The 22,591-nt window shown below is 67.3% G+C and carries 28 protein-coding genes and 1 other RNA gene; 16 read left to right on the top strand and 13 right to left on the bottom strand.

The features are described from left to right. The first annotated feature begins 42 nt into the window (after positions 1-42). Genes B3K53_RS03155 through B3K53_RS03145 form a run of 3 tightly spaced genes read left to right on the top strand, consistent with a single transcriptional unit; the run spans position 43 to position 1,630 of the window. Positions 43-714 carry an aquaporin gene (locus tag B3K53_RS03155; protein ID WP_292082638.1) on the top strand — a complete coding sequence of 224 codons (672 nt, stop codon included), beginning with the start codon at positions 43-45 and terminating at the stop codon, positions 712-714. Between the two features lie 52 nt (positions 715-766). Next, positions 767-1,294, top strand: coding sequence for a dihydrofolate reductase (locus B3K53_RS03150; RefSeq protein ID WP_292082637.1), 528 nt, complete (start codon positions 767-769; stop codon positions 1,292-1,294). A gap of 15 nt (positions 1,295-1,309) precedes the next feature. After that, positions 1,310-1,630, top strand: a complete 321-nt coding sequence (locus tag B3K53_RS03145) for a YbjQ family protein (protein ID WP_292082636.1) — start codon at positions 1,310-1,312, stop codon at positions 1,628-1,630. Here B3K53_RS03145 and B3K53_RS03140 read toward each other — a convergent pair. Next, complete coding sequence (locus B3K53_RS03140; protein WP_292082635.1) at positions 1,627-2,697, bottom strand: Mrp/NBP35 family ATP-binding protein; 1,071 nt, start codon at positions 2,695-2,697, stop codon at positions 1,627-1,629. The two genes, B3K53_RS03145 and B3K53_RS03140, sit on opposite strands and share 4 nt — an antisense overlap. Positions 2,698-2,774: 77 nt before the next feature. On the opposite strand from B3K53_RS03140, the gene miaA reads away from it, so the two are divergent. Further along, a complete protein-coding gene (gene miaA, locus B3K53_RS03135; RefSeq protein ID WP_292082634.1) occupies positions 2,775-3,647 on the top strand; it encodes a tRNA (adenosine(37)-N6)-dimethylallyltransferase MiaA in 873 nt (290 codons plus the stop codon). Here the strand turns inward: miaA and B3K53_RS03130 are convergent. Continuing rightward, a complete protein-coding gene (locus tag B3K53_RS03130; protein ID WP_292082633.1) occupies positions 3,644-4,759 on the bottom strand; it encodes a sialidase family protein in 1,116 nt (371 codons plus the stop codon). The two genes, miaA and B3K53_RS03130, sit on opposite strands and share 4 nt — an antisense overlap. Before the next feature lie 101 nt (positions 4,760-4,860). Between B3K53_RS03130 and ssrA the strand changes: the two genes are divergently transcribed. The 3 genes from ssrA (at position 4,861) to B3K53_RS03115 (ending at position 6,507) form a co-directional block, all read left to right on the top strand. Continuing rightward, positions 4,861-5,228, top strand: a transfer-messenger RNA (tmRNA) gene (gene ssrA / locus B3K53_RS03125). Positions 5,229-5,345: 117 nt separating this feature from the next. Next, positions 5,346-5,843 carry an SspB family protein gene (locus B3K53_RS03120; RefSeq protein WP_292082632.1) on the top strand — a complete coding sequence of 166 codons (498 nt, stop codon included), beginning with the start codon at positions 5,346-5,348 and terminating at the stop codon, positions 5,841-5,843. An 85-nt stretch (positions 5,844-5,928) separates the two neighbouring features. Then, positions 5,929-6,507, top strand: a complete 579-nt coding sequence (locus tag B3K53_RS03115; RefSeq protein ID WP_292082631.1) for a hypothetical protein — start codon at positions 5,929-5,931, stop codon at positions 6,505-6,507. A gap of 44 nt (positions 6,508-6,551) precedes the next feature. Here the strand turns inward: B3K53_RS03115 and B3K53_RS03110 are convergent, their stop codons facing one another. Beyond that, complete coding sequence (locus B3K53_RS03110; RefSeq protein WP_292082630.1) at positions 6,552-6,902, bottom strand: RusA family crossover junction endodeoxyribonuclease; 351 nt, start codon at positions 6,900-6,902, stop codon at positions 6,552-6,554. Positions 6,903-7,005: 103 nt separating this feature from the next. Between B3K53_RS03110 and fumC the strand changes: the two genes are divergently transcribed. Then, positions 7,006-8,397: a class II fumarate hydratase gene (gene fumC / locus B3K53_RS03105; protein ID WP_292082629.1), complete on the top strand. Its 1,392-nt coding sequence runs from the start codon at positions 7,006-7,008 to the stop codon at positions 8,395-8,397. An 11-nt stretch (positions 8,398-8,408) separates the two neighbouring features. Further along, complete coding sequence (locus B3K53_RS03100) at positions 8,409-8,717, top strand: hypothetical protein (RefSeq protein ID WP_292082628.1); 309 nt, start codon at positions 8,409-8,411, stop codon at positions 8,715-8,717. Between the two features lie 6 nt (positions 8,718-8,723). On the opposite strand, the gene B3K53_RS03095 is transcribed toward B3K53_RS03100, so the two are convergent. Together B3K53_RS03095 and B3K53_RS03090 are read right to left on the bottom strand one after the other, a co-directional pair. After that, positions 8,724-9,116: a YccF domain-containing protein gene (locus tag B3K53_RS03095; protein WP_292082627.1), complete on the bottom strand. Its 393-nt coding sequence runs from the start codon at positions 9,114-9,116 to the stop codon at positions 8,724-8,726. A gap of 100 nt (positions 9,117-9,216) precedes the next feature. After that, on the bottom strand, positions 9,217-9,450 hold the full coding sequence (locus B3K53_RS03090) for a DUF2171 domain-containing protein (protein ID WP_292082626.1): 234 nt from the start codon (positions 9,448-9,450) through the stop codon (positions 9,217-9,219). An 87-nt stretch (positions 9,451-9,537) separates the two neighbouring features. Between B3K53_RS03090 and B3K53_RS03085 the strand changes: the two genes are divergently transcribed. Together B3K53_RS03085 and B3K53_RS03080 are read left to right on the top strand one after the other, a co-directional pair. Continuing rightward, a complete protein-coding gene (locus tag B3K53_RS03085) occupies positions 9,538-10,131 on the top strand; it encodes a glutathione S-transferase family protein (protein WP_292082625.1) in 594 nt (197 codons plus the stop codon). Next, entirely contained in the window at positions 10,131-10,313 is a 183-nt protein-coding gene (locus tag B3K53_RS03080) for a DUF4169 family protein (RefSeq protein WP_292082624.1), read from the top strand. Before B3K53_RS03085 ends, B3K53_RS03080 begins: the two co-directional genes overlap by 1 nt. Before the next feature lie 112 nt (positions 10,314-10,425). On the opposite strand, the gene B3K53_RS03075 is transcribed toward B3K53_RS03080, so the two are convergent. Next, positions 10,426-11,349 (bottom strand): DMT family transporter, encoded by a 924-nt coding sequence (locus B3K53_RS03075; protein ID WP_292082623.1) that lies wholly within the window; start codon positions 11,347-11,349, stop codon positions 10,426-10,428. A gap of 143 nt (positions 11,350-11,492) precedes the next feature. Here B3K53_RS03075 and B3K53_RS03070 point away from each other — a divergent pair, with 143 nt between their 5' ends. The 3 genes from B3K53_RS03070 to B3K53_RS03060 are packed head-to-tail and all read left to right on the top strand — an operon-like array spanning position 11,493 to position 12,858. Further along, positions 11,493-11,903: a YbaY family lipoprotein gene (locus tag B3K53_RS03070; protein ID WP_292082622.1), complete on the top strand. Its 411-nt coding sequence runs from the start codon at positions 11,493-11,495 to the stop codon at positions 11,901-11,903. 2 nt (positions 11,904-11,905) lie between these two features. Further along, positions 11,906-12,142: a ribbon-helix-helix domain-containing protein gene (locus B3K53_RS03065; RefSeq protein WP_292082621.1), complete on the top strand. Its 237-nt coding sequence runs from the start codon at positions 11,906-11,908 to the stop codon at positions 12,140-12,142. Further along, positions 12,139-12,858, top strand: a complete 720-nt coding sequence (locus B3K53_RS03060; protein WP_292082620.1) for an SIMPL domain-containing protein — start codon at positions 12,139-12,141, stop codon at positions 12,856-12,858. The genes B3K53_RS03065 and B3K53_RS03060 overlap by 4 nt, the downstream gene beginning before the upstream one ends. Before the next feature lie 10 nt (positions 12,859-12,868). On the opposite strand, the gene B3K53_RS03055 is transcribed toward B3K53_RS03060, so the two are convergent. Both B3K53_RS03055 and B3K53_RS03050 read right to left on the bottom strand, forming a co-directional pair. Next, a complete protein-coding gene (locus tag B3K53_RS03055; protein ID WP_292082618.1) occupies positions 12,869-13,183 on the bottom strand; it encodes a hypothetical protein in 315 nt (104 codons plus the stop codon). Positions 13,184-13,196: 13 nt separating this feature from the next. After that, complete coding sequence (locus B3K53_RS03050; RefSeq protein WP_292082617.1) at positions 13,197-13,382, bottom strand: hypothetical protein; 186 nt, start codon at positions 13,380-13,382, stop codon at positions 13,197-13,199. A 148-nt stretch (positions 13,383-13,530) separates the two neighbouring features. Between B3K53_RS03050 and B3K53_RS03045 the strand changes: the two genes are divergently transcribed. Then, a complete protein-coding gene (locus B3K53_RS03045) occupies positions 13,531-15,870 on the top strand; it encodes an ATP-dependent helicase (protein ID WP_292082616.1) in 2,340 nt (779 codons plus the stop codon). Here the strand turns inward: B3K53_RS03045 and B3K53_RS03040 are convergent. Then, positions 15,867-17,027 carry a low temperature requirement protein A gene (locus B3K53_RS03040; protein ID WP_292082615.1) on the bottom strand — a complete coding sequence of 387 codons (1,161 nt, stop codon included), beginning with the start codon at positions 17,025-17,027 and terminating at the stop codon, positions 15,867-15,869. The genes B3K53_RS03045 and B3K53_RS03040 overlap by 4 nt on opposite strands. 155 nt (positions 17,028-17,182) lie before the next feature. Between B3K53_RS03040 and parE the strand changes: the two genes are divergently transcribed. After that, positions 17,183-19,276 carry a DNA topoisomerase IV subunit B gene (gene parE / locus B3K53_RS03035; protein ID WP_292082614.1) on the top strand — a complete coding sequence of 698 codons (2,094 nt, stop codon included), beginning with the start codon at positions 17,183-17,185 and terminating at the stop codon, positions 19,274-19,276. A 186-nt stretch (positions 19,277-19,462) separates the two neighbouring features. Here the strand turns inward: parE and B3K53_RS03030 are convergent, their stop codons facing one another. The 4 genes from B3K53_RS03030 to B3K53_RS03015 all read right to left on the bottom strand — a co-directional run bounded on the left by B3K53_RS03030 (position 19,463) and on the right by B3K53_RS03015 (position 22,319). Continuing rightward, positions 19,463-19,891, bottom strand: a complete 429-nt coding sequence (locus B3K53_RS03030; protein ID WP_292082613.1) for a molecular chaperone DnaJ — start codon at positions 19,889-19,891, stop codon at positions 19,463-19,465. 7 nt (positions 19,892-19,898) lie between these two features. After that, complete coding sequence (locus B3K53_RS03025) at positions 19,899-20,747, bottom strand: division plane positioning ATPase MipZ (RefSeq protein ID WP_292082612.1); 849 nt, start codon at positions 20,745-20,747, stop codon at positions 19,899-19,901. 96 nt (positions 20,748-20,843) lie between these two features. Further along, entirely contained in the window at positions 20,844-21,488 is a 645-nt protein-coding gene (locus B3K53_RS03020) for an SPOR domain-containing protein (RefSeq protein ID WP_292082611.1), read from the bottom strand. 69 nt (positions 21,489-21,557) lie between these two features. After that, positions 21,558-22,319: a chorismate mutase gene (locus tag B3K53_RS03015; RefSeq protein ID WP_292082609.1), complete on the bottom strand. Its 762-nt coding sequence runs from the start codon at positions 22,317-22,319 to the stop codon at positions 21,558-21,560. Positions 22,320-22,591 lie beyond the last annotated feature (272 nt).

Here is a 22,591-nt window from a genome sequence, read left to right as displayed (position 1 = left end):
CTGATCCGCGTCTATGCGGGCGCATGAAATGGGAGGGTTGTCGTGTTGAAGAAGTTTGCGGCCGAACTGGTCGGGACGATGGTGCTGGTGCTGTTCGGGTGCGGTGCCGCCGTCCTGGGCGGGTTCGATCATGTGGGGCAGCTGGGCATCGCCCTGGCCTTCGGCTTCGCCATCATCGCCATGGCCTATGGCATCGGCCCGGTGTCGGGTTGTCACGTCAACCCGGCGGTCAGCCTGGGCGTCTTCGTCGCGGGACGGATGAGCGCCAGGGACATGCTGATCTACTGGGCCGCCCAGTTCATCGGCGCCATCGTCGGCGCCGCCATCCTCGGCATGATCGCCAAGACCGGCTTCGCCAACCTGGGCCAGAACGGCTTCGACGCCGGATCGCCGGGCGGATACGGCCTGCATGCCGCCCTGATCTTCGAGATCGTCGCCACCGCCATCTTCATCATCGCCATTCTGGGCGTGACCGGGGCCAAGGGGCACGGCGCCCTCGCCGGCGTCGCTATCGGCATCACCCTGGCCGTCATCCACATCGTCGGCATTCAGGTGACGGGCGTCTCGGTCAATCCGGCCCGCAGCTTCGGCCCGGCCCTGCTGGTCGGTGGCCAGGCCCTGAGCCAGGTCTGGGTCTTCTTTGTCGCCCCGGCCATCGGCGCAGTCATTGGCGCGGCCTTCTTCCGCTTGAAACTCCTCGAGCCAGAGGCCTAAGTCCGGATAAGGGGGCGGTGTTCAGCCGCCCCCGTCTTTCGGAGCCTGCCCTGTGTCCATTCCCAAGATCGCCCTCGTCGTCGCCCGCGCCCGCAACGGCGTCATCGGACGCGACGGCGACCTGCCCTGGCGGCTGCGGTCGGACCTGCAACGCTTCAAGGCCGTCACCGTCGGCAAGCCCTGCATCATGGGCCGGAAGACCTGGGAAAGCCTGCCGCTCAAGCCCCTGCCCGGCCGCCTGAACATCGTCCTGACCAAGGACGGCTCCTATGAATCCGAAGGCATGGCCAAGGGTGCCCTGGTCTGCTCGAACTTGAGCGAGGCCCTGTCTATCGCGCGCGAAACCGCCGTGGAGGACGGCGTGGACGAGGTCTGCGTCATCGGCGGCACCGCCCTGTTCGAAGCGATCCTGCCGCGCGCCCAGCGCCTCTACATCACCGAGGTCGAGGCCGAGCCCGAGGGCGACGCTCATTTCCCTGCCTTTGACGAGGCCGCCTTCGTCGAGACCCTGTCGGAACCTCATCCGGCGGGCGAGAAGGATGATCACGCCTTCACCTTCCGCACCCTGGACCGTCGCTAATTCGGAGACACGACCATGCTCGTCACGACCACCAACGACCTAGCCGGCCACCGCATCGTCCGCCATCTGGGCATGGTGCGCGGCGTCACCGTGCGCTCGCGCAATGTCGTTTCCGACGCCATCGGCGGGGTGCAGTCGATGATCGGCGGCCGCGTCGGGGCCTATGTGAAACTGGCCGAGGCCGCGCGTCAGGAAGCCTATGACGAACTGGTCGTCCATGCGCGCGACATGGGCGCCAACGCCATCCTGGCCATGCGGTACGACGCCAACGAGATCATGCCCGGCGTGACCGAGGTTCTGGCCTACGGAACCGCCGTCGTGGTCGAGCCGGCCTAGAGCCCCAGCCCTTCAGCCACCTTCGCCGCCACCGCAGCGAAGCGCTGCGCCACCTCGCCGTCGGGTTCAGCCGAGACCAGCGGTCGCCCAGCGTCGCCCGCCTGACGCAGAGCCGCATCCAGCGGCAGGTCGCCGAGGAAGGCCACGCCCAGCCGCTCAGCTTCGGCCTCGGCCCCGCCCTGACCGAAGACCGGGCCGCTCATGTTCTCGATCAGGCCCAGGGTCGGGACATTGACGCGCTGGAACAGGGTGTGGGCCCGGCGCGCATCGGCCAGCGCCACCTCCTGCGGGGTCGAGACGATGACCGCCCCGTCCAGCGGCGTCTTCTGGATCAGAGTCAATTGCACGTCGCCGGTGCCCGGCGGCAGGTCCACCACCAGCACGTCCAGCGGCGTGTCCTCCGTCCCCCAGCGCGTCTGGGTCAGCATCTGGGTGATGGCCTGCGACGCCATCGGTCCGCGCCAGATCATGGCGTCGTCGGCCTTGGTCAGCAGGCCGACCGACATGGCCTTCAGGCCGTGCGCGACATGAGGCACGATGGCCCCGTCCACATAGTCCGGCTGGCCCGCCAGCCCCAGCATGGTGGGCAGCGAGGGACCATAGACGTCCGCGTCCAGCACCCCGACCGACAGACCGCGCGCCGCCAGCGCTGCAGCCAGGTTCACCGCCACCGTCGACTTGCCGACCCCGCCCTTGCCGCTGGCCACCGCCAGGACACGCTTCACATGAGCCGGACGCTCGGTCGGCACCGGCGCCTTGGCCCGGCCTTGATCTGTGGCGGCCTTCGACAAACCCGCCGTTCGGCGCGGCGGGGCGGCGGGCGCCGTCTCGGCGGTCAGGACGACCGAGACCCGCGCCATGCCCGGCATGGCCTTCAGCGCCGCCTCGGCCGCGTCGCGCACCGGGGCGTAGATCGCCGTCTCGCCCGCCGGAACTTCCATGACGAAGCCCGCGCGGTCCTCGGCCACTGTCAGTCCCTGGACCAGACCGGCGGCGACCAGCCCCTGTCCCGATTTCGGGTCCACAATGGCGTCGAGGGCGGTGATTACGGCGGTGCGGTCGATCAAGGCTTTGCTCCTTGGCCCTTGCCGGGCCGGTCGCCGGCGTTCTATCGCCGTCCGGTCCTGTTCGCGAGCCTGTTCCTTTGACCAAAACGCCCCGTCTCACCCTGATCGCTGGCCCCACCGCCTCGGGCAAGTCGCGTCTGGCGCTGGAAATGGCCGAGAAAACGGGCGCCGTCGTCATCAACGCCGACAGCCAGCAGCTCTATGCCGACCTGCGCGTCCTCAGCGCCCGTCCGTCGCTTGAGGACGAGGCTCGCGCCGAGCACCGCCTTTACGGCGTGGCCGACGCGGCCGAATCCTGGTCGGTCGGCCGCTGGACCCGCGCCGTCATGCCGCTGCTGGAGGAACTGGCGGCGCAGGAGCGCCCGGCCCTGCTGGTCGGCGGCACCGGCCTCTATTTCAACGCCCTGACACGCGGCCTGGCCGACATTCCCGCCGTGCCTGAGGTCGTGCGCGACGCGGTCCAGGCCGACTATGACGCTGAAGGCGAAGTGGCCTTCCGCCGCCGTCTGGCCGAGGTCGATCCCGCATCCGCCGCCGCCATCACCCCCGGCGACCGCCAGCGTCTGATCCGCGCCCTGGCCGTGGCCCAGGCGACCGGCCGTTCGCTAAGCGCCTGGAAGGCCGACACCAAACCCCTGCTGGCGCCCGGCGACTGGAAGGGCCTGGTGCTGGAGCCGGATCGCAACCGGCTCTACGCCTCATGCGATCTCAGGGTCGCCCAGATGATCGAACAGGGCGCGCTGGACGAAGTGAAGGCTCTCGCCGACCGTCGTCTCGATCCGGACCTTCCCGCCATGAAGGCGGTCGGAGTGCGGGAACTGATGGCCCACCTAGGCGGCGAGGCCTCGCTGAAACAGGCCATGGAGCAGACGCGCCAGGCCACCCGCAACTACGCCAAGCGCCAACTGACCTGGTTCCGCAACCAGACGCCTGACTGGGCGCGCGCCTAGGCCAGTCGCGACGGGTCGAGAACTACGTGCCGGATGCGGGTCCGGTCGTGCGTATAGGTGACATGCACCAGCCCGTTCGAGGCTTGGACCACGGCCGGATAGGCATAGCCGTGCGTCAGGGGCTCGCTCTCCAGCGTCAGCACGTTGCGCCACGACAGACCGTCGGCTGACAGACCTACATTGAGCGGATACCGCGGCCCTCGCCCCGGTCGATCCGGCTCGTGCCCCGCGTGATTGTAGATCATCAGATGACGCCCATCCTTGAGGGTCGAGGCGTCCGTTCCCGAATTGGGATTGGGCAGATCAACAGCCCCTATGGCGCTCCACGTCCGTCCGCCGTCGCGTGACCAGCTGGACGCCAGCGCCCCCTGACGCGCGCGCGCCACGGCCTGCAAGGCGCCGTCCGGATGGATCAGGATGCTGGGCTGTATGGCGTCGATGTTCAGCGGCGAGGCGACCGGATCGGTCAGGGTCCAGCGACGTCCCTGATCCGTGCTGATCTCGAAGTGCAGCTGCCAGCCCGCGCCGGCCGCGGCGCCCATGCCTTCGCCCGCCTCGGTGCTCGAGGGGCACAACCAGGTTCCGTCGGCCAGCACGACCGGCTTGTTCTTGATCGGTCCGAGCACGCCGTCAGGCAAACGACGCGGCGACGACCATGTGCGGCCTCCGTCCGGCGAGGTCATCATCATGCCCCACCAGCTGAAGGGATCGGGACCGACCTTGTAGAACAGGATCAGATCACCCTGCGCCGGCTGGAACAGGACGGGATTCCAGGTCGGATGTCGCGAGCCGTCCGGTTGCACGCCGTCGGCGACCTGAACGCCCTCGCTCCAGACGCCGTTCTCGAAGCGCGCGAACCAGATGCAGACGTCAGGGTGCTTCTCATGCGTGCCGCCGAACCAGGCCGCCGCCATGACGCCGCCCGTGGTCTCCACGATGGTCGAGGCATGGCACTGCGGATAGGGCGCCTGGTCATAGATGAAGCTCGAGTGGACCACAGTGAGCGGCTCTTCGCGCGCCTTCTCCCCGGCGGCGACAGCCGTCGTCGCCAGACCTGCGCCCAGTCCGACGCCCAGGCCAAGCCCCAATCGTCTGCGTGTGATCTCACCCATGCGTCATCCTCCCGCGCTCCATGCTCACGGTCATGTCTACCGGTGTCAATCGACGTGGCCAGCGACATTTCGACTGGGAATCCAGACACTCCGCCGCCATCCCTCTTGGATACGGCCGCAGGAGGCCCTATATCGAAGCTGTTCGGGTTCGCCCGGACTATGGCGATAAACGCGCTTGTAATAAGCGGACCGGACCCGGGTGCGATTCCCGGCGGCTCCACCAACTTCTTCCCCGCGTTATCGGCGGAGGCAGCATGGGGCCGACTAGCATCGACGGACGTGTAAAGAAGATGCTTTCGCTCGTCCTGGCCCACCGTATCGGGCCATATTCTAACTGCGAACGATAACTTCGCTGGAGAAGTCCGCCTCGCCGCGTAATGCGGTTCGGTTGATTTCGAACACTTAAGTCCTGGGGGTTCAGATCCTCAGGCGGGGCCCGGAGGGCGCCTGGCAACAGAAGCCCTCCTCTTCCTCAGAGACATTGCAGGAGCCTCGAGCCAGAATCCCGGCGCTTTCCTCAATCGGTATCTTCCGTCACTCGCCTGTCGCGGGTAACAGTCGCCCGTTCCCAGTTTCGAGGCGCCTGATGACGGATCAATCTCCCCCGGTCGACGAGATGCACTATGAGCAACTCGCCCAGGACGCCCTGCGCGGCGTGATCCGTTCCGCGCTGGAACGCGCGGCCCAGCCGGCCGGCATTCCCGGTGCGCACCACTTTTACATCACGTTCAAGACTCGCGCGCCGGGCGTCTCGGTGCCGCCGGACGTCCTGGCCAAATACCCGGACGAGATGACCATCGTCCTGCAGCACCAATATTGGGACCTTGAGGTCCAGCACGACCGTTTCTCGGTCATGCTGAAATTCGGCGGCATGCCCAAGGTTCTGGCCATGCCCTATTCGGCCGTGACCCGCTTCTACGACCCCAGCGTCCAGTTCCTGCTGCAGTTCGAAGAGCCGGAAATCGTCGAGGCCGAGGTCGCGCCGCTCACGCCCCCTGCCCGCGATCCGAACGCCGCCCCGCCGCCCTCGGGCGACGACGACGGCCCCAAGGTCGTTTCGCTGGACCAGTTCCGGAAGAAGTAGGCGCGGAGGGCACCGCCCTCATAGCCGGACGCGTTGCGCGTCCGCTAAGGGTGGACAGCGGAAGGTCAGCGCCGCACGGTGAGGTATGCGGTCTTCAGCCATCACAACCCTCGCGGTCTCCATTGCAGCACTCGCTGCGTGTTCTGCTTCGGTTGCCAACGCGCAACCAGCTTTGGAGCAAGGCTTCTCTGGCGCCCTGCGTGGCTGTGAGGAATGGATTCTAAACCCAGAAAGCTGGATCAACGGCCCCGCTCCCTTCATCGCAACGGTAGGCCTGGGCGACACGATGGGGCTGGTTGCTAAAGTCGATGAGGCGTCGCTCCCGCCTCCGGCCTTGCGCCGCGGGAACCGCTACTGGCGCATCAACTCGACCGAGACCGCCGGCTATGTCCTAGTCGTCTCGGACCAAGCCCCCATGTGCCACATCACCGGCGGCGGGAATGTCGATCTGCAGCCCGTGGTGGAAGCCGTCCTGACGTCAGCAGCCTTCGCCAGCCGCTGGGAAACGGTTCGGCAGACCGAGCGGCGCGACATGGCGGCGACCACGTTCAGGAACCGGACCGATCCGTCCCTGTCAGCAGTCGTCAGTCGGGCGAAACGGCCGGGCGAGAGGCTAGACCGCGTCCAGGTCTTGGTGACGACGACGTACGAAACGCAGAACTAAGACTCTGCTTCGATGCCGCGTGCCAACGCCCGCGCTGCCCCCCCCTACCGCCTCGGGAAGACCCGGATCATGATGCGCTCCCGCTCGCCTTCATGGCGCTCGACCAGCAGGCGCGCGACCTGGCTGTCATCGTGGAACAGATAGCCCTTGATGGCGTCCAGCAGGGCCTTGGCCAGGTTGTCCAGGTCCATCCACGGCGCGTCCCCGACGTGCTCCATGGTGATCTCAACGACATAATCACCCCACGCCGGGCGGGCGCTCCACTCCTTGCGGAAGAACTCATAGGCCAGCGGCTTGTAGTATTTGGCCTGGGTGGTCAGGCCGTCGATGGTGATTTCCACCGTGTCGTCGACCTCGCGTCCGCGCACCTTTCCCGTGCCGATCCAGCCTTCCACGCGCGCCTCGTTCTCTTAGCCAATGGTCGGGCCGCCTTGCCCCGCCGTGTCCGCGTGCTACACCGCCCGGCATCTTCCCGCCACGTCTGAGAACGAGCCCGCGATGAGCAACGTCCGCATTGAAACCGACACCTTCGGCCCCATCGAGGTCGCCGCTGATCGCTATTGGGGCGCACAGGCCCAGCGCTCGCTCGGCAACTTCAAGATCGGCTGGGAAAAGCAGCCCCTGCCGGTCGTCCGCGCCCTGGGCGTCGTCAAGCGCGCCGCCGCCGAGACCAACCGCGATCTGGGCAAGCTGGACGCCAAGCTGGCCGACGCCATCATCGCCGCCGCCAATGAGGTGATCGAAGGCAAGCTGAACGACCACTTCCCCCTGGTCGTCTGGCAGACGGGGTCGGGCACCCAGTCGAACATGAACGCCAACGAGGTCATCTCGAACCGCGCCATCGAGATCCTGGGCGGCGAGATGGGCTCCAAGAAGCCGGTCCACCCCAACGACCACGTCAACATGAGCCAGTCGTCGAACGACACCTATCCGACGGCCATGCACGTCGCCTGCGCCGAGCAGGTGGTCAACGACCTGCTGCCCGCGCTGAAGCACCTGCACGCCGCCCTGGACGCCAAGTCCAAGGCCTGGGCCCACATCATCAAGATCGGCCGCACCCACACCCAGGACGCCACGCCCCTGACCCTGGGTCAGGAGTTCGGCGGCTATGCGCAACAGGTCGCCAACGGCATCGAGCGCATCGAGCAGACCCTGCCCAAGTTGATGGAGCTGGCCCAGGGCGGCACCGCCGTCGGCACCGGCCTGAACGCCCCCGTCGGCTTCGCTGAAAAGGTCGCCGAGCAGATCGCCGCCATCACCGGTCTGCCCTTCACCACCGCCCCGAACAAGTTCGAGGCCCTGGCCGCCCACGACGCCATGGTCTTCAGCCACGGCGCGATCAACACGGTCGCCGCCTCGCTGTTCAAGATCGCCAACGACATCCGCTTCCTGGGCTCCGGCCCGCGTTCGGGTCTGGGCGAACTGGCCCTGCCGGAAAACGAGCCGGGTTCGTCGATCATGCCGGGCAAGGTCAACCCGACCCAGTGCGAAGCCCTGACCCAGGTCTGCGCCCAGGTGTTCGGCAACAACGCCGCCCTGTCGTTCGCCGGCTCGCAAGGCCACTTCGAGCTGAACGTCTATAACCCGGTCATGGCCTACAACTTCCTGCAGTCGGTCCGTCTGGTCGCCGACGCGGCCATCAGCTTCACCGACAACTGCGTCGTCGGCATCGAAGCGCGTGAAGACAACATCGAGCGCGGCCTGAACAACTCGCTGATGCTGGTCACGGCCCTGAACGGCAAGCTGGGCTACGACACCTGCGCCAAGATCGCCAAGACCGCCCACAAGAACGGCACCACCCTGCGCCAGGAAACCGTCGGCGGCGGCTACCTGACCGACGCCGAGTTCGACGAAGCCGTCCGCCCCGAGAAGATGATCTCGCCGGGCTGAGGATCATGAGCATGCGCCACGTCCTTGTCGCAACTGTCGCCGCCATTGGCTTGGCTGGTTGCGAGGGGGCGTGGCAATCGCAAGACGACCAAACGCCGTGGCCGATGCTGCGAGATACCTGCGATTATGATCAGATCGCTGTTGCGGCCATTAAGGAACGCTATCCGTGGTTCGTCCCGCCCGGAAAGCTGGCTTCCGCTCAGTATCGGGACGTTATCATCGCCTTCTACCCGCTGCCCCAGGTGATGCCCGGCGGCACGGCTCACGCCACGATCGGTGTCCGCGACTGCAAGGTCAAAGAGGTCTGGATCACGCAGTAGCCGCGGCTACTTGTCCCTGATCGTCCGCCCCACCGGCGCCAGCGACAGCTTGGCCAGTTCGACATTCTTCAGCGCGAACGGGATGCCGATCAGACTGACGAACTGCGGCACGGCGATCAGGATATGGGCCAGGGCGATGTACCAGCCGGCCAGAACCAGCCAGATGACGTTTAGCCCGACGCCCAGACAGCCGACGCCCAGATCGGCGGGATTGGGCTCGCGCCAGACGATTTCTCGCCCGAACGGCCAGAAGGAATAGCTGGCGATCCGCCAGGCCGAAAACGCCCACGGCAGCCCCACCACCGTCAGGGCCAGCAGCAGCCCGCCGAACAGCCAGGCCAGGCCCGAGGCGAAGCCGCCCAGGACGAACCACAGCAGGTTCAGGATCAGTCGGATCAAGGTCGTCTCCCCATGCGCCACGCGGCGCAACGTCCCTGATATGGCCAAAGGCCCCGCCTGTGAAAGCGGGGCCCGAGTGAAATTCGCGGTAAGGCGGCGCCTAGTGCTTCACGACCCAGCGCGCCTTGGCCTCGTCCTTCGTCATGTTCAGGTGAACATGCTCATCGACATGATCGACCCAGCTGACCGGGATCATGTGGTGCTTCAGGCCGGAGCCGAGATCCATCTTGGCCAGCTCGATCTGATCGCCCATTACATGGTCCACACGGCCGACGTGCTTGCCGTCCGAACCGACGACTTCCAGATGTTCCTTGATCATCGAGGTGTCTATCATGACGCTCTCCATTGCTGTTCGAGGTCAGGGTGAAACGGCCCGCGCCACGAACGGGTTCATCACAATCGCCGTCCAAGGGAGTTCACGATGTCGCTGACCATCCATCACGCGCCCCAGTCCCGCTCCACGCGCCTGCTCTGGCTGCTGGAGGAATTGGGCGCCGACTATGACATCCACTACGTCGACATCGAGCGACAGGGCGGCCACGGCCACGCCGATCCGACCAACCCCCACCCGCTGAAGCAGGCGCCCGCCGTCAGCGTCGACGGCCAGTTGCTGATCGAGTCGGTGCTGATCTTCCTCTTCCTCACCGACCGCTTCCCCGAGGCGAAGATGGCGCCCGGCCCCGATGATCCCCGCCGCGCCGAGTATCTGTCGTGGCTGGGCCTTTACAACAATGTGCTGGAAAGCGTCCTGACCTCCGGCGCGCCCGATAGCTGGAATGATCTGAGAAAGGCCGGCTACGCGACGCTGGACCACCGCTGGCGCGCCGCCATCAAGGACGGCGGCTACATCCTGGGCGACTTCTCGGCGCTCGACATCCTGTTCGGCAGCCTGCTGCAGTGGTTCCGGGGCGCCATGCCGCCGGGAGAACCCTATGACGCCTATGCCCAGCGCATCGGCGGTCGTCCGGCCCTCAAGCGCGCCTGGGCCAAGGACAGCCCCGAGGGCCACGTCTGATGGGCGAGGTCGTCAATCTGAACAAGGCGCGCAAGGCCCGCGACAAGGCTGACGCCAAGCGCGCGGCAGAAGCCAACCGCCTGACCTTCGGCCGCACCAAGTCCGAACGCCAGATGACGCAAAAGGAGCGCGACCGCGACGCCGCGCGCCTGGACGGCCACAAGCTGGACGAGCTGGAGTAGACCCTCTCCCCCCGTCATCCCGGCCGTAGCGAGCGGAGAGCCGGGACCGCCGCAGACGCCGCGCTTGATGCGGCCCGGATAGCCCCCATGGGCTTCCGGGATGACGCTTCGCCTAGGCCGCCGACCGCTTCGGCGCCCGGATCAGGAACAACTGGCCCGCCAGCACCAGGGCCAGCCCGACAAAGGCGATCAGGCCGAACCTGGCCCCCTCGAACAGCACCGACACCAGCATGGCGATCGGCGGCGTCAGGGCCGAGATATAGCTGGCCAGCGCATAGCCGCGCGCCCGGGCGATAGTGAAATACAGGCCAAACGCGATCACCGAGCCGAACAGCGACAGATACAGCAGCGAGATCACATAGGCCGGGCTCCACGCCACGGACCACGACACCCCGGTCGCCAGGCCATAGAGAGCCAGCGCGCCCGTGCCGTAGGCCATGGCCCAGGCCGTGCCGGGAAGGACTTGCGCCCCCACCTGCTGCCCCTTCCAGGCGAACCAGTTGCCGAAGGCCGAAGCCACCACGGCGATGACGGCGAAGGTCACGCCCTCGACCGCGTGCAGGCCCAGGCCCGCGCCCATGACCTCGCCGCCCGACAGGACCGCCACCCCGATCACCCCCATGCCGGCCCCCAGCCAGGCCGCCGGCGCCGCCTTCTGCTTGGAGGCCACCCGGAACAGGATCAGGTTGAGGAAGGCCAGGGCCGCGAAGATCACCGCCACCACGGCCGAGGCGATCCTCTCCTCCGAGGCATAGACAAAGGCGTAGCTGATCGCGAACGAGAACAGCCCCTGCCCCATGGCCATCAGATGCTGCGGCCGCGTCATGGCCAGCTTTCCGCCCGTCGCCTTGACCACCAGGGCCAGCACCGCCGCCGCGATGGCGAAGCGCAGCACCACCGACACCACCGGATCGACCGCGCCGAGTTGAAAGGTGATGGCGTACCAGGTCGTGCCCCAGATCAGGGCGCAGACGCCGATCCCGCCCAGAGCCAGGGCGGCCGGGGACATCAGGGGCTTGGACGCGGGCTCGGTCACGGGCGGGGCCTCAAGTCGACTCAATGAAAACGAAAGCGGAACCTCCGTTAGCATCGGATCGCGACCGCTGCGCCTCACGTCTTGCAGCCTTATGTGACGCTCGCGCGTTTCTGCTAAGCTATCCCCCTCACAGGACTCCCGCCATGCGCTTCCTTCCGCTGATCGCCCCGCTTGCCCTTGTGGTCGCCGCCTGCTCCAGCATGCCGGGCGGCGAGGCCGCCTCCACCCAGGTCGATGTCACCGCCGCCTATCGCGAGCGCATCATGCTGCCGCCCGGCCATGTGCTGACGGTCAAGGTCGAGGATGTCAGCCTGATGGACGCGCCCGCCCGCGTTCTGGCCCAGACCACCCAGCCGCTGGACGGTCGCGGCCCGCCCTACGCCGTCACCCTGACGGTGCCGAACAGCCAGATTGACGCCCGTCACACCTATGCCGTTCGCGCCGAGATCCGCGACCCGGCCGGGGCCCTGCGCTTCACCACCGACACCCGCCATTCCGTCCTGACACAAGGCGCGCCGAACAAGGTCGATATCATGATGGTCGGCGTCCGCTAACCGTGAGCAGCCTCGCCAAGCGATCCGTCCTCCTGTCCGGCCACGCCACCTCGGTGGCGCTGGAGCCGGAGTTCTGGACCGTGCTGGACGCCATCGGGGCTGAGTTGAACCTGGGCCGCGCCGCCCTGTTGATCCGTATCGACGCCTGGCGCGGCCGTCGTCCCCTCGCCTCGGCCTGCCGGGTTCTGGCCTTGCAGTGGGCCGGCGGCGACCGCAGCTTCGCCGGAGAAGACGCATGACCACGGACAGCCGCCTGATCCCCGCCGCCGTAATCGGGGGCCTTCTAGCCGTCGGCCTGATCGGCGGCGGCGCCCTGATCGGTCAGGGCGTGGTCAACGCCCGCGCCGGCGACCGCTCCGTCACCGTGCGCGGTTTGGCGGAAAAGGACGTGAAGGCCGATCTGGCCGTCCTGCCGATCCGCTTCACCGCCTCGGGCGACGTCCTGTCCGAGGTCCAGGCTCGCATCGACGGCGACCTGGCTATCGTGCGCCAGTTCCTCAAGGCCCAGGGCTATCCCGACAGTTCGGTCGATCTGGGCCAACTCGGCGTCGCCGACACCCGCTCACGCGAATACGCCAGCCAGACCGGCGGTCCGCGCTTCATCCTGACCCAGACGGTCGTCGTGCGCACCAACGACGTTGACCGGGTCCAGACCACCACCCGCAACCTGAATGACCTGGTGCGTCAGGGCGTGGTGCTGCAGGACTTCCAGGGGCCGTCCTACATCTTCACCAAGCTCAACGACGTGCGTCCCGCCATGATCGCAGAGGCCACAGCCGCCGCCCGCACGGGCGCCGTCCAGTTCGCCAAGGACTCCGGCGCGCCGCTGGGGCCGATCAAGTCGGCGGGACAGGGCTCGTTCGAAATCCTGCCCCGCGACGGCTTCGGCGACGAGGCGACCTCGCTGAACAAGAAGGTCCGCGTCGTCACCACCATCAGCTACAGGCTGAAGTAGCCCCTAGAGATCAACCCTGCGGCTCAGGGTTGCCGGGGGCAGCGACGGTCGGCGGTTCGGCAGGACGCGGCACGTCCGGCAGCCTCGGCGCCTCCGGCAACTTCGGGGCCGGGACGTTGATGTCCAGGTTGACCTCAGGCGCTTCCGGCGCGGCAGGAACGCGACCACCCGAATAGACGAACCACGCGATCACAGCGACCGCGACGATCAATCCGCCGAGGATGAAGGCCATCATGCCGCCGCCGCTCCTTCTTTCGGGCGCAGCGGTATTGATGGTCGTTTGATGCACCACCCGTTCCGGCGGCGGGATGTTGGGATCCGTCATTGAGCGCGCCTCTCTACTGATTGCCCGGCACGGCCGGCGCCGAGACTTCAGGCAGCTTCACGTCGATATCGACATTCTTGGTCTCAGGCGCCCCGCCTCGTCCCAACAGGAACCAGGCCAGAATCGCCACCACGACCACCAGGCCGCCGACGATGAAGGCCAATCCCGCGTTGCCTCCCCCGCTTGAACTCTCCGCCATCTGTTTCCCTTCCATGACTTCCCTGAGGTCGAGAGAACGAGGGTCAGGCTTGGCGGTTCCCGCAAGCCATTTTCCATCGGGGCCTGACTTTGGCCTCTGTGCTGCTTATGTTCTCCTCCGAATCCGCCTTGCGTGAGCCGCTTATCCAGTGACCGACCTGCCCGCCCCCCGCATTTCCGACCTCGCGCGCAGCCAGTCGCCGCAAGGCGCGGCCGATTACCTGTCCGGTCTGAACCCCGAACAGAGGCTGGCGGTCGAAACGACCGAGGGGCCGGTCCTGGTCCTCGCCGGCGCCGGCACGGGCAAGACCCGCGTCCTGACCACCCGTCTGGCCCATATCCTGGCGACGGGCCGGGCCAAGCCCTGGGAACTGCTGGTCGTCACCTTCACCAACAAGGCCGCGCGCGAGATGCGCGAGCGGATCACCCACCTGATCGGCCCGTCGGCCGAGGGCCTGCGCTGGCTCGGCACCTTCCACTCGGTCGCGGCCCAGATCCTGCGTCGGCACTCGGAGCTAGTCGGGCTGAAGTCGAGCTTCACCATCCTGGACACCGACGACCAGGAGCGGCTGCTGAAACAGCTGCTCGAAGCCGCCAACATCGACACCAAGAAGCACACGCCCAAGTCGCTGGCCCACCTGATCGACCACTGGAAGAACCGCGGCTGGACGCCCGAGAAGCTGCCGCCGGGCGAGGACTTCGCCAACGGCAACGGCCATGCTCTCTACGCCGCCTATCAGAAACGGTTGGTCACGCTGAACGCCTGCGACTTCGGCGACCTGCTGCTGCACAACCTCACCATCCTGTCGCAACACGCTGACCTGGCTGAGGAATATCGCCGTCGCTTCCGCTACATCCTGGTGGACGAGTATCAGGACACCAACGTCGCCCAGTACCTGTGGCTGCGGCTGCTGACTTCCTCGACCGGCAATGTCTGCTGCGTCGGCGACGATGATCAGTCGATCTACGGCTGGCGCGGGGCCGAGGTGGACAACATCCTGCGCTTCGAGCGCGACTTCCCCGGCGCGAAGATCGTCAAGCTGGAGCGCAACTACCGCTCGACCAAACATATCCTCGGCGCCGCCTCGGCCCTGATCTCGACCAATCAGGACCGACTGGGCAAGACCCTGTGGACCGAGGACGACAGCGGCGACAAGGTGCGCGTGCGCGGCGTCTGGGACGGCGAGGCCGAGGCCCGCCTGATCGCCGACGAGATTGAAACCGCCCGCAAGCAGGGCATGAAGTACAGGGGCATGGCCGTCCTGGTCCGCGCCTCCTTCCAGATGCGAGCCTTCGAAGAGCGCTTCGTCATGCTGGCCGTCCCCTATCAGGTCATCGGCGGCCCCCGCTTCTTCGAGCGCGCCGAAATCCGCGACGCCCACGCCTATTTGCGCCTGATCCAGTCCGAGGACGACGACCTGGCGTTCGAGCGCATTGTCAATGTCCCCAAGCGCGGCATAGGCGACACCAGCGTCCAGAAGATCCTGCACATCGCCCGCGAGAACGGCGTCTCGGCCATGCAGGCGGTCCGCCATCTGATCACGACCGACGAGCTTCAGGCCCGCACCCGCACGCCCCTGGCCAACTTCGTGCGCGACCTCGACCGCTGGCGCGATCTGGCTAGCATGGGCACGCCCCACTGGCAGGTGACCGAGACCTTGCTGGACGAGAGCGGCTACACCGATATGCAGAAGGCCGACCGCACAAGCGGCCAGACGCGCCTGGACAACCTCAAGGAACTGACCCAGGCCATGCAGGCGTTCGACACGCTGCAAGCCTATCTAGAGCATGTCTCACTGGTCATGGACCTCGACCGGGCCGCGCCTGAGTCCGAAAGCGGCGCTGTACAGATCATGACCCTGCACGGCGCCAAGGGGCTGGAGTTCCCGCTGGTCTTCCTGCCGGGCTGGGAGGAAGGCGTCTTCCCCAGTCAGCGCAGCATCGACGAGAAGGGCATGAAGGGCCTCGAGGAGGAGCGCCGACTGGCCTACGTCGGCGTCACCCGCGCCAAGCGCGACGCGCGCATCAGCTTCGCCGCCAACCGTCTGGTCTATGGCCGCTGGACCTCGCAACTGCCCAGCCGCTTCGTCGACGAACTGCCTCTGGCCCACGTCGATCCGCAGTCCGACACCGGCTACTATGGCGCCTCGACCGGCATGAAAGAGGCCAAGAGCCGTTGGGACGACACCCCCTCCTTCGGCAGCGGCTACTCGAGCCCAGGCTGGAAACGCGCACAGAGCTTCACCTCCAGCCAGCCGGCGCGCTCCACATCCACGCCGGCCCGCAAGGCGATTATCGAGGGCGACGGCCGCCTGATCGCCACCACCGTCCCCAAAGCCGGCTCCAACTGGTCGCGCGGTGACCGCGTCTTCCATCAGAAGTTCGGCTATGGCGCCGTTCGCGCGATCGAGGGCAACAAGCTGGTCGTCGCCTTCGACAAGGCAGGCGAGAAAAAGGTCATCGACAGCTTCGTAGAGAAAGCTTCCTAAGCCTTCTTTTCGCGGCCCTCGACAGACTCCCAGATCGCAGCAAGCACCAGAACAACCGTCGACACCAAAGTCAGAACCAGGGGCTGCAGCAGCGGAGCGACCACGGCCGCCGCCGCCAGCAAGCCTATGCCCGCGACGCGCGGCCAGGCGATCCTGCCCCAGATCGCCAGGATCGACAGACTGGTCCCCAGCAGGAACAGCAGCGGGCCGCCGAGCAGCACCGCAGTTGTCGCCATGGTCGTGGCCCCCAGCGGGTGCGCCAGCGCCAGTTCGTCGCCGACCGCTGTCACCACGATCCCCGCCACCACGATGATCGGACAATAGGTATAGACCCGACGCGCGATCGCGCCGGGATCGGAGGCGTGAACAAAGGTTTCTGCCGCCGCTTCGTGCGCCTCGTTAAAGAACAGCCACCACATGGTGATGGCCGTGGTCAGGGCCGAAGCGAAGGCGACCACGACCGGCGCCGTCCATGTCAGGCCCGCGAACGTCGCCCCGGTGACGACGATCGACTCGCCCAGGCAGATAATGACGAACAGCCCAACCCGCTCGGCCAGATGCGCGCCCTCGACATCCCACTCCGCTGTGTTTGACCGCCCCAGCCCCGGCACGACATAGCCGACCGCCGGCGCGGTGAACTCCAGCAGCAAGGCGACCAGCCAGATCAGCAGCCGCGTCTGCCCCTCCGCCAGCCCGCCGCCGATCCAGAAGATGGCGCCCAGCAGCGACCAGGCTGAAATTCGCAGGAAATTCGCCTTCTGCACCGGCGAGCCGCGCACGGCCCACAGGGTGAACAGGCTGCGCCCGACCTGAATGGCCGCAAAGGCGCAGGCGAAGGCCAGCCCCTTGTCGCCAAACGCCGAGGGCAGCGAGGTCGACATGACCAGGCCCGCCGCCATCAGGCCGAACAGCATCAACCGCACCGGCCCGCGCTCAGGGTCCAGCCAGTTGGTGATCCAGCTGGTGTCGATCCACACCCACCACACCGCCGCCAGCAGGATCGCCGCCTCCAGCGCCCCCAGCGGCGTCAGATGCGCCAGCAACAGGTGACTGACCTGGGTGATGGCGAAGACGAAGACCAGATCGAAGAACAGCTCGACGAAGCCGACCTTGGCGTGTTCACCCGCCCTGCGGGCGCGCATGAGGCTGGCGTTCATGGTCGGCTCCGGGGCGTCGTTTCCGTCAAGCTTGCGACCAGCGGTCTTGTGCGTCCAGCCAATCAGTGGATAGCGGGTGTAAAAGGTCGCAAAGCTTGCTCCGGCGCGGCGCGGGGCCTACCTGTCCGGTCCCCGAATCATCGCAGACTGCGTAGATGGCTGACCTTTTCTCCACGCTCGACGACGCTGAACCCACCCAACCGAGCGTTCCTGAAAAAGCGCCCGCTCCTGCGCCGGTCGCAGCGCCCGCGCCGGCCCCCGTCACGCACGAACCCAAGGTCGAACTGGCCAGCCACGCCAGCACGGCGACAGCGGCCGCCACCGGCTATTCCGCCTCCTCGATCGAGGTGCTGGAGGGGCTGGAGCCCGTCCGCAAACGCCCCGGCATGTATATCGGCGGCACCGACGAGCGCGCCCTGCACCACCTCTTCGCCGAAGTCCTCGACAACGCGATGGACGAGGCCGTCGCCAAGCACGCCAAGCTGATCACCGTCGATCTGGACGCCGACGGCTTCCTGTCGGTCCGCGACGACGGCCGCGGCATTCCTGTCGACCCCCACCCCAAGCACCCCGGCAAGTCGGCGCTGGAAGTGGTCATGACCGTGCTGCACTCGGGCGGCAAGTTCTCGGGCAAGGCCTATGAGACCTCGGGCGGCCTGCACGGCGTCGGCGTCTCGGTGGTCAACGCCCTGGCCGAACAGCTGGACGTCACCGTCTGGCGCGACGGCTTCGAATGGCGTCAGTCCTTCAGCCGCGGCCACGTCCTCGGCCCCATCCAGCAGGTAGGCCCGTCAAAGAAGAAGGGCACCCTGATCCGCTTCAAGCCGGACGAGCAGATCTTCGGCGTCGGCGCGGCCTTCAAGCCTGCGCGCCTGTTCCGTATGGCTCGCGCCAAGGCCTATCTGTTCCGCGGCGTTGAGATCAAATGGACCTGCGCGGCGGACCGCATCACCGACGCCACGCCTGAACAGGCCCTGCTCCACTTCCCCGGCGGCCTGGCCGACGCCCTGGCCGAGCGCGTGGGCGAGCTGGAGACCGTCACCCCCGTCTTCGCCGGCCGCGCCGAGCGCAAGGGCGAGGCGGGCGCGCTGGAATGGGCCGTCACCTGGTCGCCCATCGGCTTCGGCGACGCCGACAGCTTCATCGGCTCCTACTGCAACACCGTCTCGACCCCCGACGGCGGCACGCACGAAGCTGGCTTCCGCGCCGCCCTGGTCAAGGGCCTCAAGGCCTATGGCGAGCTGACCAACGAGAAGCGCGCGGCCCAGATCACGGCCGAGGACGTCATCGCCAACGCCGGCGCCCTGATCTCCATCTTCATCCGCAACCCGGAATTCCAGGGCCAGACCAAGGACCGCCTGTCCTCGCCCGAGGGGCAGAAGCTGGCCGAGCAACTGCTGCGCGACCCCTTCGACCACTGGCTGACCGAAAGCCCCAAGCAGGCCAACGCCCTGCTGGGCTTCGTCATCGACCGCGCCGAGGACCGCCTGCGCCGCCGCAAGGACAAGGAAGTCCAGCGCGCCGCCGCCACCCGCAAGCTGCGCCTGCCCGGCAAGCTGTCGGACTGCAGCCGTCAGGCCGCCGAAGGCACTGAACTCTTCATCGTCGAAGGCGACTCGGCCGGCGGCTCGGCCAAGCAGGCCCGCGACCGCACCACCCAGGCCATCCTGCCCCTGCGCGGCAAGATCCTGAACGTCGCCTCGGCCACGGCGGACAAGCTGCGCGCCAACGTCGAACTGTCCGACCTGGCCCTGGCTTTGGGCGTCCAGCCCGGCAGCCGCTTCAACATTGAAGACCTGCGCTACGAGCGCATCGTCATCATGACCGACGCCGACGTGGACGGCGCCCACATCGCGGCCCTGCTGATCACCTTCTTCTACCGCTCCATGCCCGAGACGATCCGCCAGGGCCGCCTCTTCATGGCCCTGCCGCCGCTCTATCGGATTTCGGCGGGTCCTCTGTCGGAATACGCCCGCGACGACGCCCACCGCGACGAGCTGATGGCCACTGTCTTCAAGGGCAAGAAGGTCGAGATCGGGCGCTTCAAGGGCCTGGGCGAGATGATGGCCTCCCAGTTGAAGGAGACCACGATGGATCCGAAGAAACGGACCCTGGCGCGCGTCTCCCTGCCCGACAGCGAGGAAGAGATCGAGGATCTGGTGGAGCGCCTGATGGGCCGCAAGGCCGAGGCCCGCTATCAGTTCATCCAGGACAACGCCCGCTTCGCCATGGCGGATCTGGACGTTTAACCTAGCAATCCTCCCCCGTTTACGGGGGAGGGGGACCGCCGCAGGCGGTGGAGGGGGCGGAACCAGACACCGCCCTCGCCTCTCGAACCACCCGTAGCCTAACCTCGAAGCGAAGCGCGTGGCGCTCGCCCCCTCCACCATGCTTCGCATGGTCCCCCTCCCCCGCTTCGCAGGGGAGGATCGGGTTCAGCTTTTCAGCAGTCGATCCCGTGCGGCGTTGACGCGCGCGGCCAGCCCCTCCGTCCCGCCTTGGTCGGGATGCGCACGCGCCATCAGGCGGCGCCAGGCGGCCTGAACCTCTTGCGGCGTCGCCTCGGCGGATACGCCCAGAATAGCCCGTGCCTCGGCCTCAGACAGCCGTTCAGCCACAGGCGCGCGCGGCGGCACGGTGCGAACCCGCGACTGCACCGCCAGCCAAAGCCCGGCCCCCGCCATGCCCACGGCCGCCAACCAGACCCCGCGTGACGCAGCCAGAACCGCGCCTCCGAACAGGGCCGTGCTGAGGATGGTCGCGGAAATGCGCCAGTGACCACGCCGCGCGCGTTCGGTCTGGCGGCCCAACCGCACCAGCGCCCAGACCGCCACGGCGGCCAGCGCCAGCCAGATCAGGCCCATGAGGAAATCAGGCCGCCGCCGCGTCCAGCGGAGCCAGCGATCCGCCCGCCGCGTCGTCCAAGCCCATGGCCTGCATCAGATTGCGCATTTCCTGACGCGCGGCGACGTGGGCCAGCGACACCGACACCGGCCGGATGTCGTTCGACAGGTCGGCGACCGTCAGGCCGAACGGGAACAACTCGCGATAGATGACCCGGTCGCGCAGACCCGGACCGACCCGGAAGCCGACGCGCTTGGCCAGCTTCATCATCCGTTCTTCCAGACGGCGACGGTTGCGCGCCTCGGCCACGGCCAGACGGTTGGTGACCACGATCCAGTCGATGGTCACCTGACGCCCCTCGGTGATGGCGCGATGCTTGCGCGCCTCCCAGACGCTCTCGGAATAGATGGAGGGCTTCTTCAGCTCCAGCGTCACCGGATCGACCTCGCCCAGCAGATCGAAGTCGACGAAGCTGTCGTTCATCGGCGTCACGATCTGGTCGGCGCGGCCGTGCGCGGCGCGCGACAGGGCCGTGTCGCCGCCGGGCGTGTCGATCAGGATGACGTCGGCCACGGCCTGCGCTTCGGCATAGGCCGCCTCGAACTTCGCCAGTTGCTCGGCCTCATCGGCCTTGGCCAGGGCCTTGCCGTCGCCCATGTCGGGCACGATCGGCAGGGGCAGGTCATGACCGTTGGCCGCCGTCCAGGCCGCGCGGTTCGAGAAGAAACGCTCCATCGACCGTTGGCGCAGGTCCAGATCGATGATGGCGACCTTCTTGCCCGCATGCAGCAGGCCGGTGACGATGTGAATGGCCAGGGTGGACTTGCCGGCCCCGCCCTTTTCATTGCCGATGACGATGACCTGAGGCTGCGCCATGTTGGACCCCGATGTTTCGACGGCCGCGACTCAAGCGGTCGCGATCCATCCCAGACGCCCTAGATCGGGCCAAGGGCGTCAGTCGTCAACGAAACCTTAAGCCGCGCCTGTGGACGACGCCGCCTCTGCGGCCCGCACGCACCACGGGTCGGACGCCGCCGCGCGCTCGCACAGCGCCTGGGCCTGAGCCGATCCGGCGCGAACCTTCAACCGGACCAGACGCCGACCATTGACCTCGACCGGCTCGAAGACCGGGTTCAGACCCTTGCTCCCCTGCCCCAGACGCTCCCACGCCGCCTGGGCCGAAGCCTGACTGGCGTAGGCGCCCAACTGGATCAGGACGGCGGGCGCGGCCGAGGCGGCGACTGCAACGGGCCGCGACGGCCGGGCCTCAGCTCGCTGTGCGGCCTGCACGTCCGCCGGGGCCTCGGGGTCGTGGAAGACAGCCGGCATGGCGGGCAAGACAGCCGCAGCCTTGGCGGTCAGCCCGTCGCGGGCGTCCCAGAGTTGATGCGGGGTCAGCAGTTCGACTTTCAACGGCCTCAGCCCCGCCTCTTCGGCGTTGCGCGGCCCCGACGGTTCACGTCGAGGTTCGGCGTCGCGGGACGACAGAGGAATGGCCGCGATGTCCTTGGCCACGCCCTCGAACCGATGGGGATCAGCCTCCGCCATACCGCAGCCGGCCAGCAGCGCCGCAAGGGCGCCGACCGATCCGAACCGCAGGATGACGGAAGCGTTCATACCGTCATGCTGAACCCAGTCTTTTGAGACAGGGTTGAGGAACAGGCTTAACGCCCGTTCACACCTTCATCAGCCGATGGCGCCGACGCAGCCTTCGACGTCGCCCGGCGCCACGTCGGCGTCGGTCAGGGCCAGGGTCCAGCCGTGGTTGGTGTTCAGGCCCCAGCGCCGCGCGCCCGAGCCGTCGCCGGCGTCGCCGCCGACCGTCACCACCACGCGGCGGCCCGTCGGCAGGGCCGGCGGATCAATCTTACCCACGGCCAGCGAGGTCGGCGTCTCGCCGCCGTAGCCGTCGAAGACGCTCAGCATCGACCATTCGCGGCGCAGACCCATCCACCAGGCGTCCTCGGTGTTGATGGACAGCACCGACACGCCATGACCTTCGGCGGCGTGGGCCAGAGCGGCCTGAGGATCGCGCACCAGCTTGATGTCGGCGGCGGCTCCGAAACGCAGACGGGCGCCGTCCACGGCCTTGGATGGATCGATGGGAGCCCAGACGTGGACCTGCAGCCGGCCCTGACGGGCCAGACCCCAGCCGACGATCTCGCGCCACAGGTGCTCGACCGCCTCGCGGTTCTCGGGTTCGCACTGCTTAAGGACGCGGGCCTGAACGGCCTGTTCGCGGTCGGGACGCAGCTTGGTGTGGGGACCGGTCGGAGCGTCCTTGGCCTTGCCCACCTGGGCGGCGACGGCCAGACGGCGCTCGAACAGTTGAAGAATCTGGTCGTCCAGGCTGTCGATCTCGGCCCGCAGGGCGGCCAGCGCCTTCTGCTCGGGGCTCAGGTCGGCGGTTTCAGCGGGCCAGACTTGCTGGATGTTGGATTGCGGCATGGGATCAGGCTTTCGGCATGGGATTTCGATGGGAGATCGCGTCCGCCGAACATCAGGCAGGGACGCGTGCAGGGGCCGCTCGGGAGAAGCGGTCGCCAGCGAGACTGTCAGGGTTGGTTAGAAGCCCGACGCCTCAGCCGGCGTATCGAAAGCCGTAATAGCCGTAGCCAAAATAGAAGCCGGCCACCGCGCGCGTGGTGGTTTCAAGGGTCAGTTGTGCGCGCAGCGAGGACATGAATCCGGTCCGGTTTCAGGATCAGGGTCGATCCGAT

It is taken from the genome of Brevundimonas sp. UBA7506 (assembly GCF_002479495.1).
Classification (GTDB): domain Bacteria; phylum Pseudomonadota; class Alphaproteobacteria; order Caulobacterales; family Caulobacteraceae; genus Brevundimonas.
Note: the sequence above shows the minus strand (reverse complement) of the source record. Positions and strands in the feature narration are given on the sequence as shown.

Coding starts and splice junctions, on each gene's coding strand:
- B3K53_RS03070 (WP_292082622.1), top strand. CDS start 11,493: ATGCGCTTCCTTCCGCTGATCGCCCCGCTTGCCCTTGTGGTCGCCGCC.
- B3K53_RS03145 (WP_292082636.1), top strand. CDS start 1,310: ATGCTCGTCACGACCACCAACGACCTAGCCGGCCACCGCATCGTCCGC.
- B3K53_RS03085 (WP_292082625.1), top strand. CDS start 9,538: ATGTCGCTGACCATCCATCACGCGCCCCAGTCCCGCTCCACGCGCCTG.
- B3K53_RS03090 (WP_292082626.1), bottom strand. CDS start 9,450: ATGATAGACACCTCGATGATCAAGGAACATCTGGAAGTCGTCGGTTCG.
- B3K53_RS03080 (WP_292082624.1), top strand. CDS start 10,131: ATGGGCGAGGTCGTCAATCTGAACAAGGCGCGCAAGGCCCGCGACAAG.
- B3K53_RS03050 (WP_292082617.1), bottom strand. CDS start 13,382: ATGGCGGAGAGTTCAAGCGGGGGAGGCAACGCGGGATTGGCCTTCATC.
- B3K53_RS03030 (WP_292082613.1), bottom strand. CDS start 19,891: ATGGGCCTGATCTGGCTGGCGCTGGCCGCCGTGGCGGTCTGGGCGCTG.
- B3K53_RS03100 (WP_292082628.1), top strand. CDS start 8,409: ATGCGCCACGTCCTTGTCGCAACTGTCGCCGCCATTGGCTTGGCTGGT.
- parE (WP_292082614.1), top strand. CDS start 17,183: ATGGCTGACCTTTTCTCCACGCTCGACGACGCTGAACCCACCCAACCG.
- B3K53_RS03120 (WP_292082632.1), top strand. CDS start 5,346: ATGACGGATCAATCTCCCCCGGTCGACGAGATGCACTATGAGCAACTC.
- B3K53_RS03060 (WP_292082620.1), top strand. CDS start 12,139: ATGACCACGGACAGCCGCCTGATCCCCGCCGCCGTAATCGGGGGCCTT.
- B3K53_RS03055 (WP_292082618.1), bottom strand. CDS start 13,183: ATGACGGATCCCAACATCCCGCCGCCGGAACGGGTGGTGCATCAAACG.
- B3K53_RS03025 (WP_292082612.1), bottom strand. CDS start 20,747: ATGGCGCAGCCTCAGGTCATCGTCATCGGCAATGAAAAGGGCGGGGCC.
- B3K53_RS03015 (WP_292082609.1), bottom strand. CDS start 22,319: ATGCCGCAATCCAACATCCAGCAAGTCTGGCCCGCTGAAACCGCCGAC.
- B3K53_RS03115 (WP_292082631.1), top strand. CDS start 5,929: ATGCGGTCTTCAGCCATCACAACCCTCGCGGTCTCCATTGCAGCACTC.
- B3K53_RS03040 (WP_292082615.1), bottom strand. CDS start 17,027: ATGAACGCCAGCCTCATGCGCGCCCGCAGGGCGGGTGAACACGCCAAG.
- fumC (WP_292082629.1), top strand. CDS start 7,006: ATGAGCAACGTCCGCATTGAAACCGACACCTTCGGCCCCATCGAGGTC.
- B3K53_RS03020 (WP_292082611.1), bottom strand. CDS start 21,488: ATGAACGCTTCCGTCATCCTGCGGTTCGGATCGGTCGGCGCCCTTGCG.
- B3K53_RS03130 (WP_292082633.1), bottom strand. CDS start 4,759: ATGGGTGAGATCACACGCAGACGATTGGGGCTTGGCCTGGGCGTCGGA.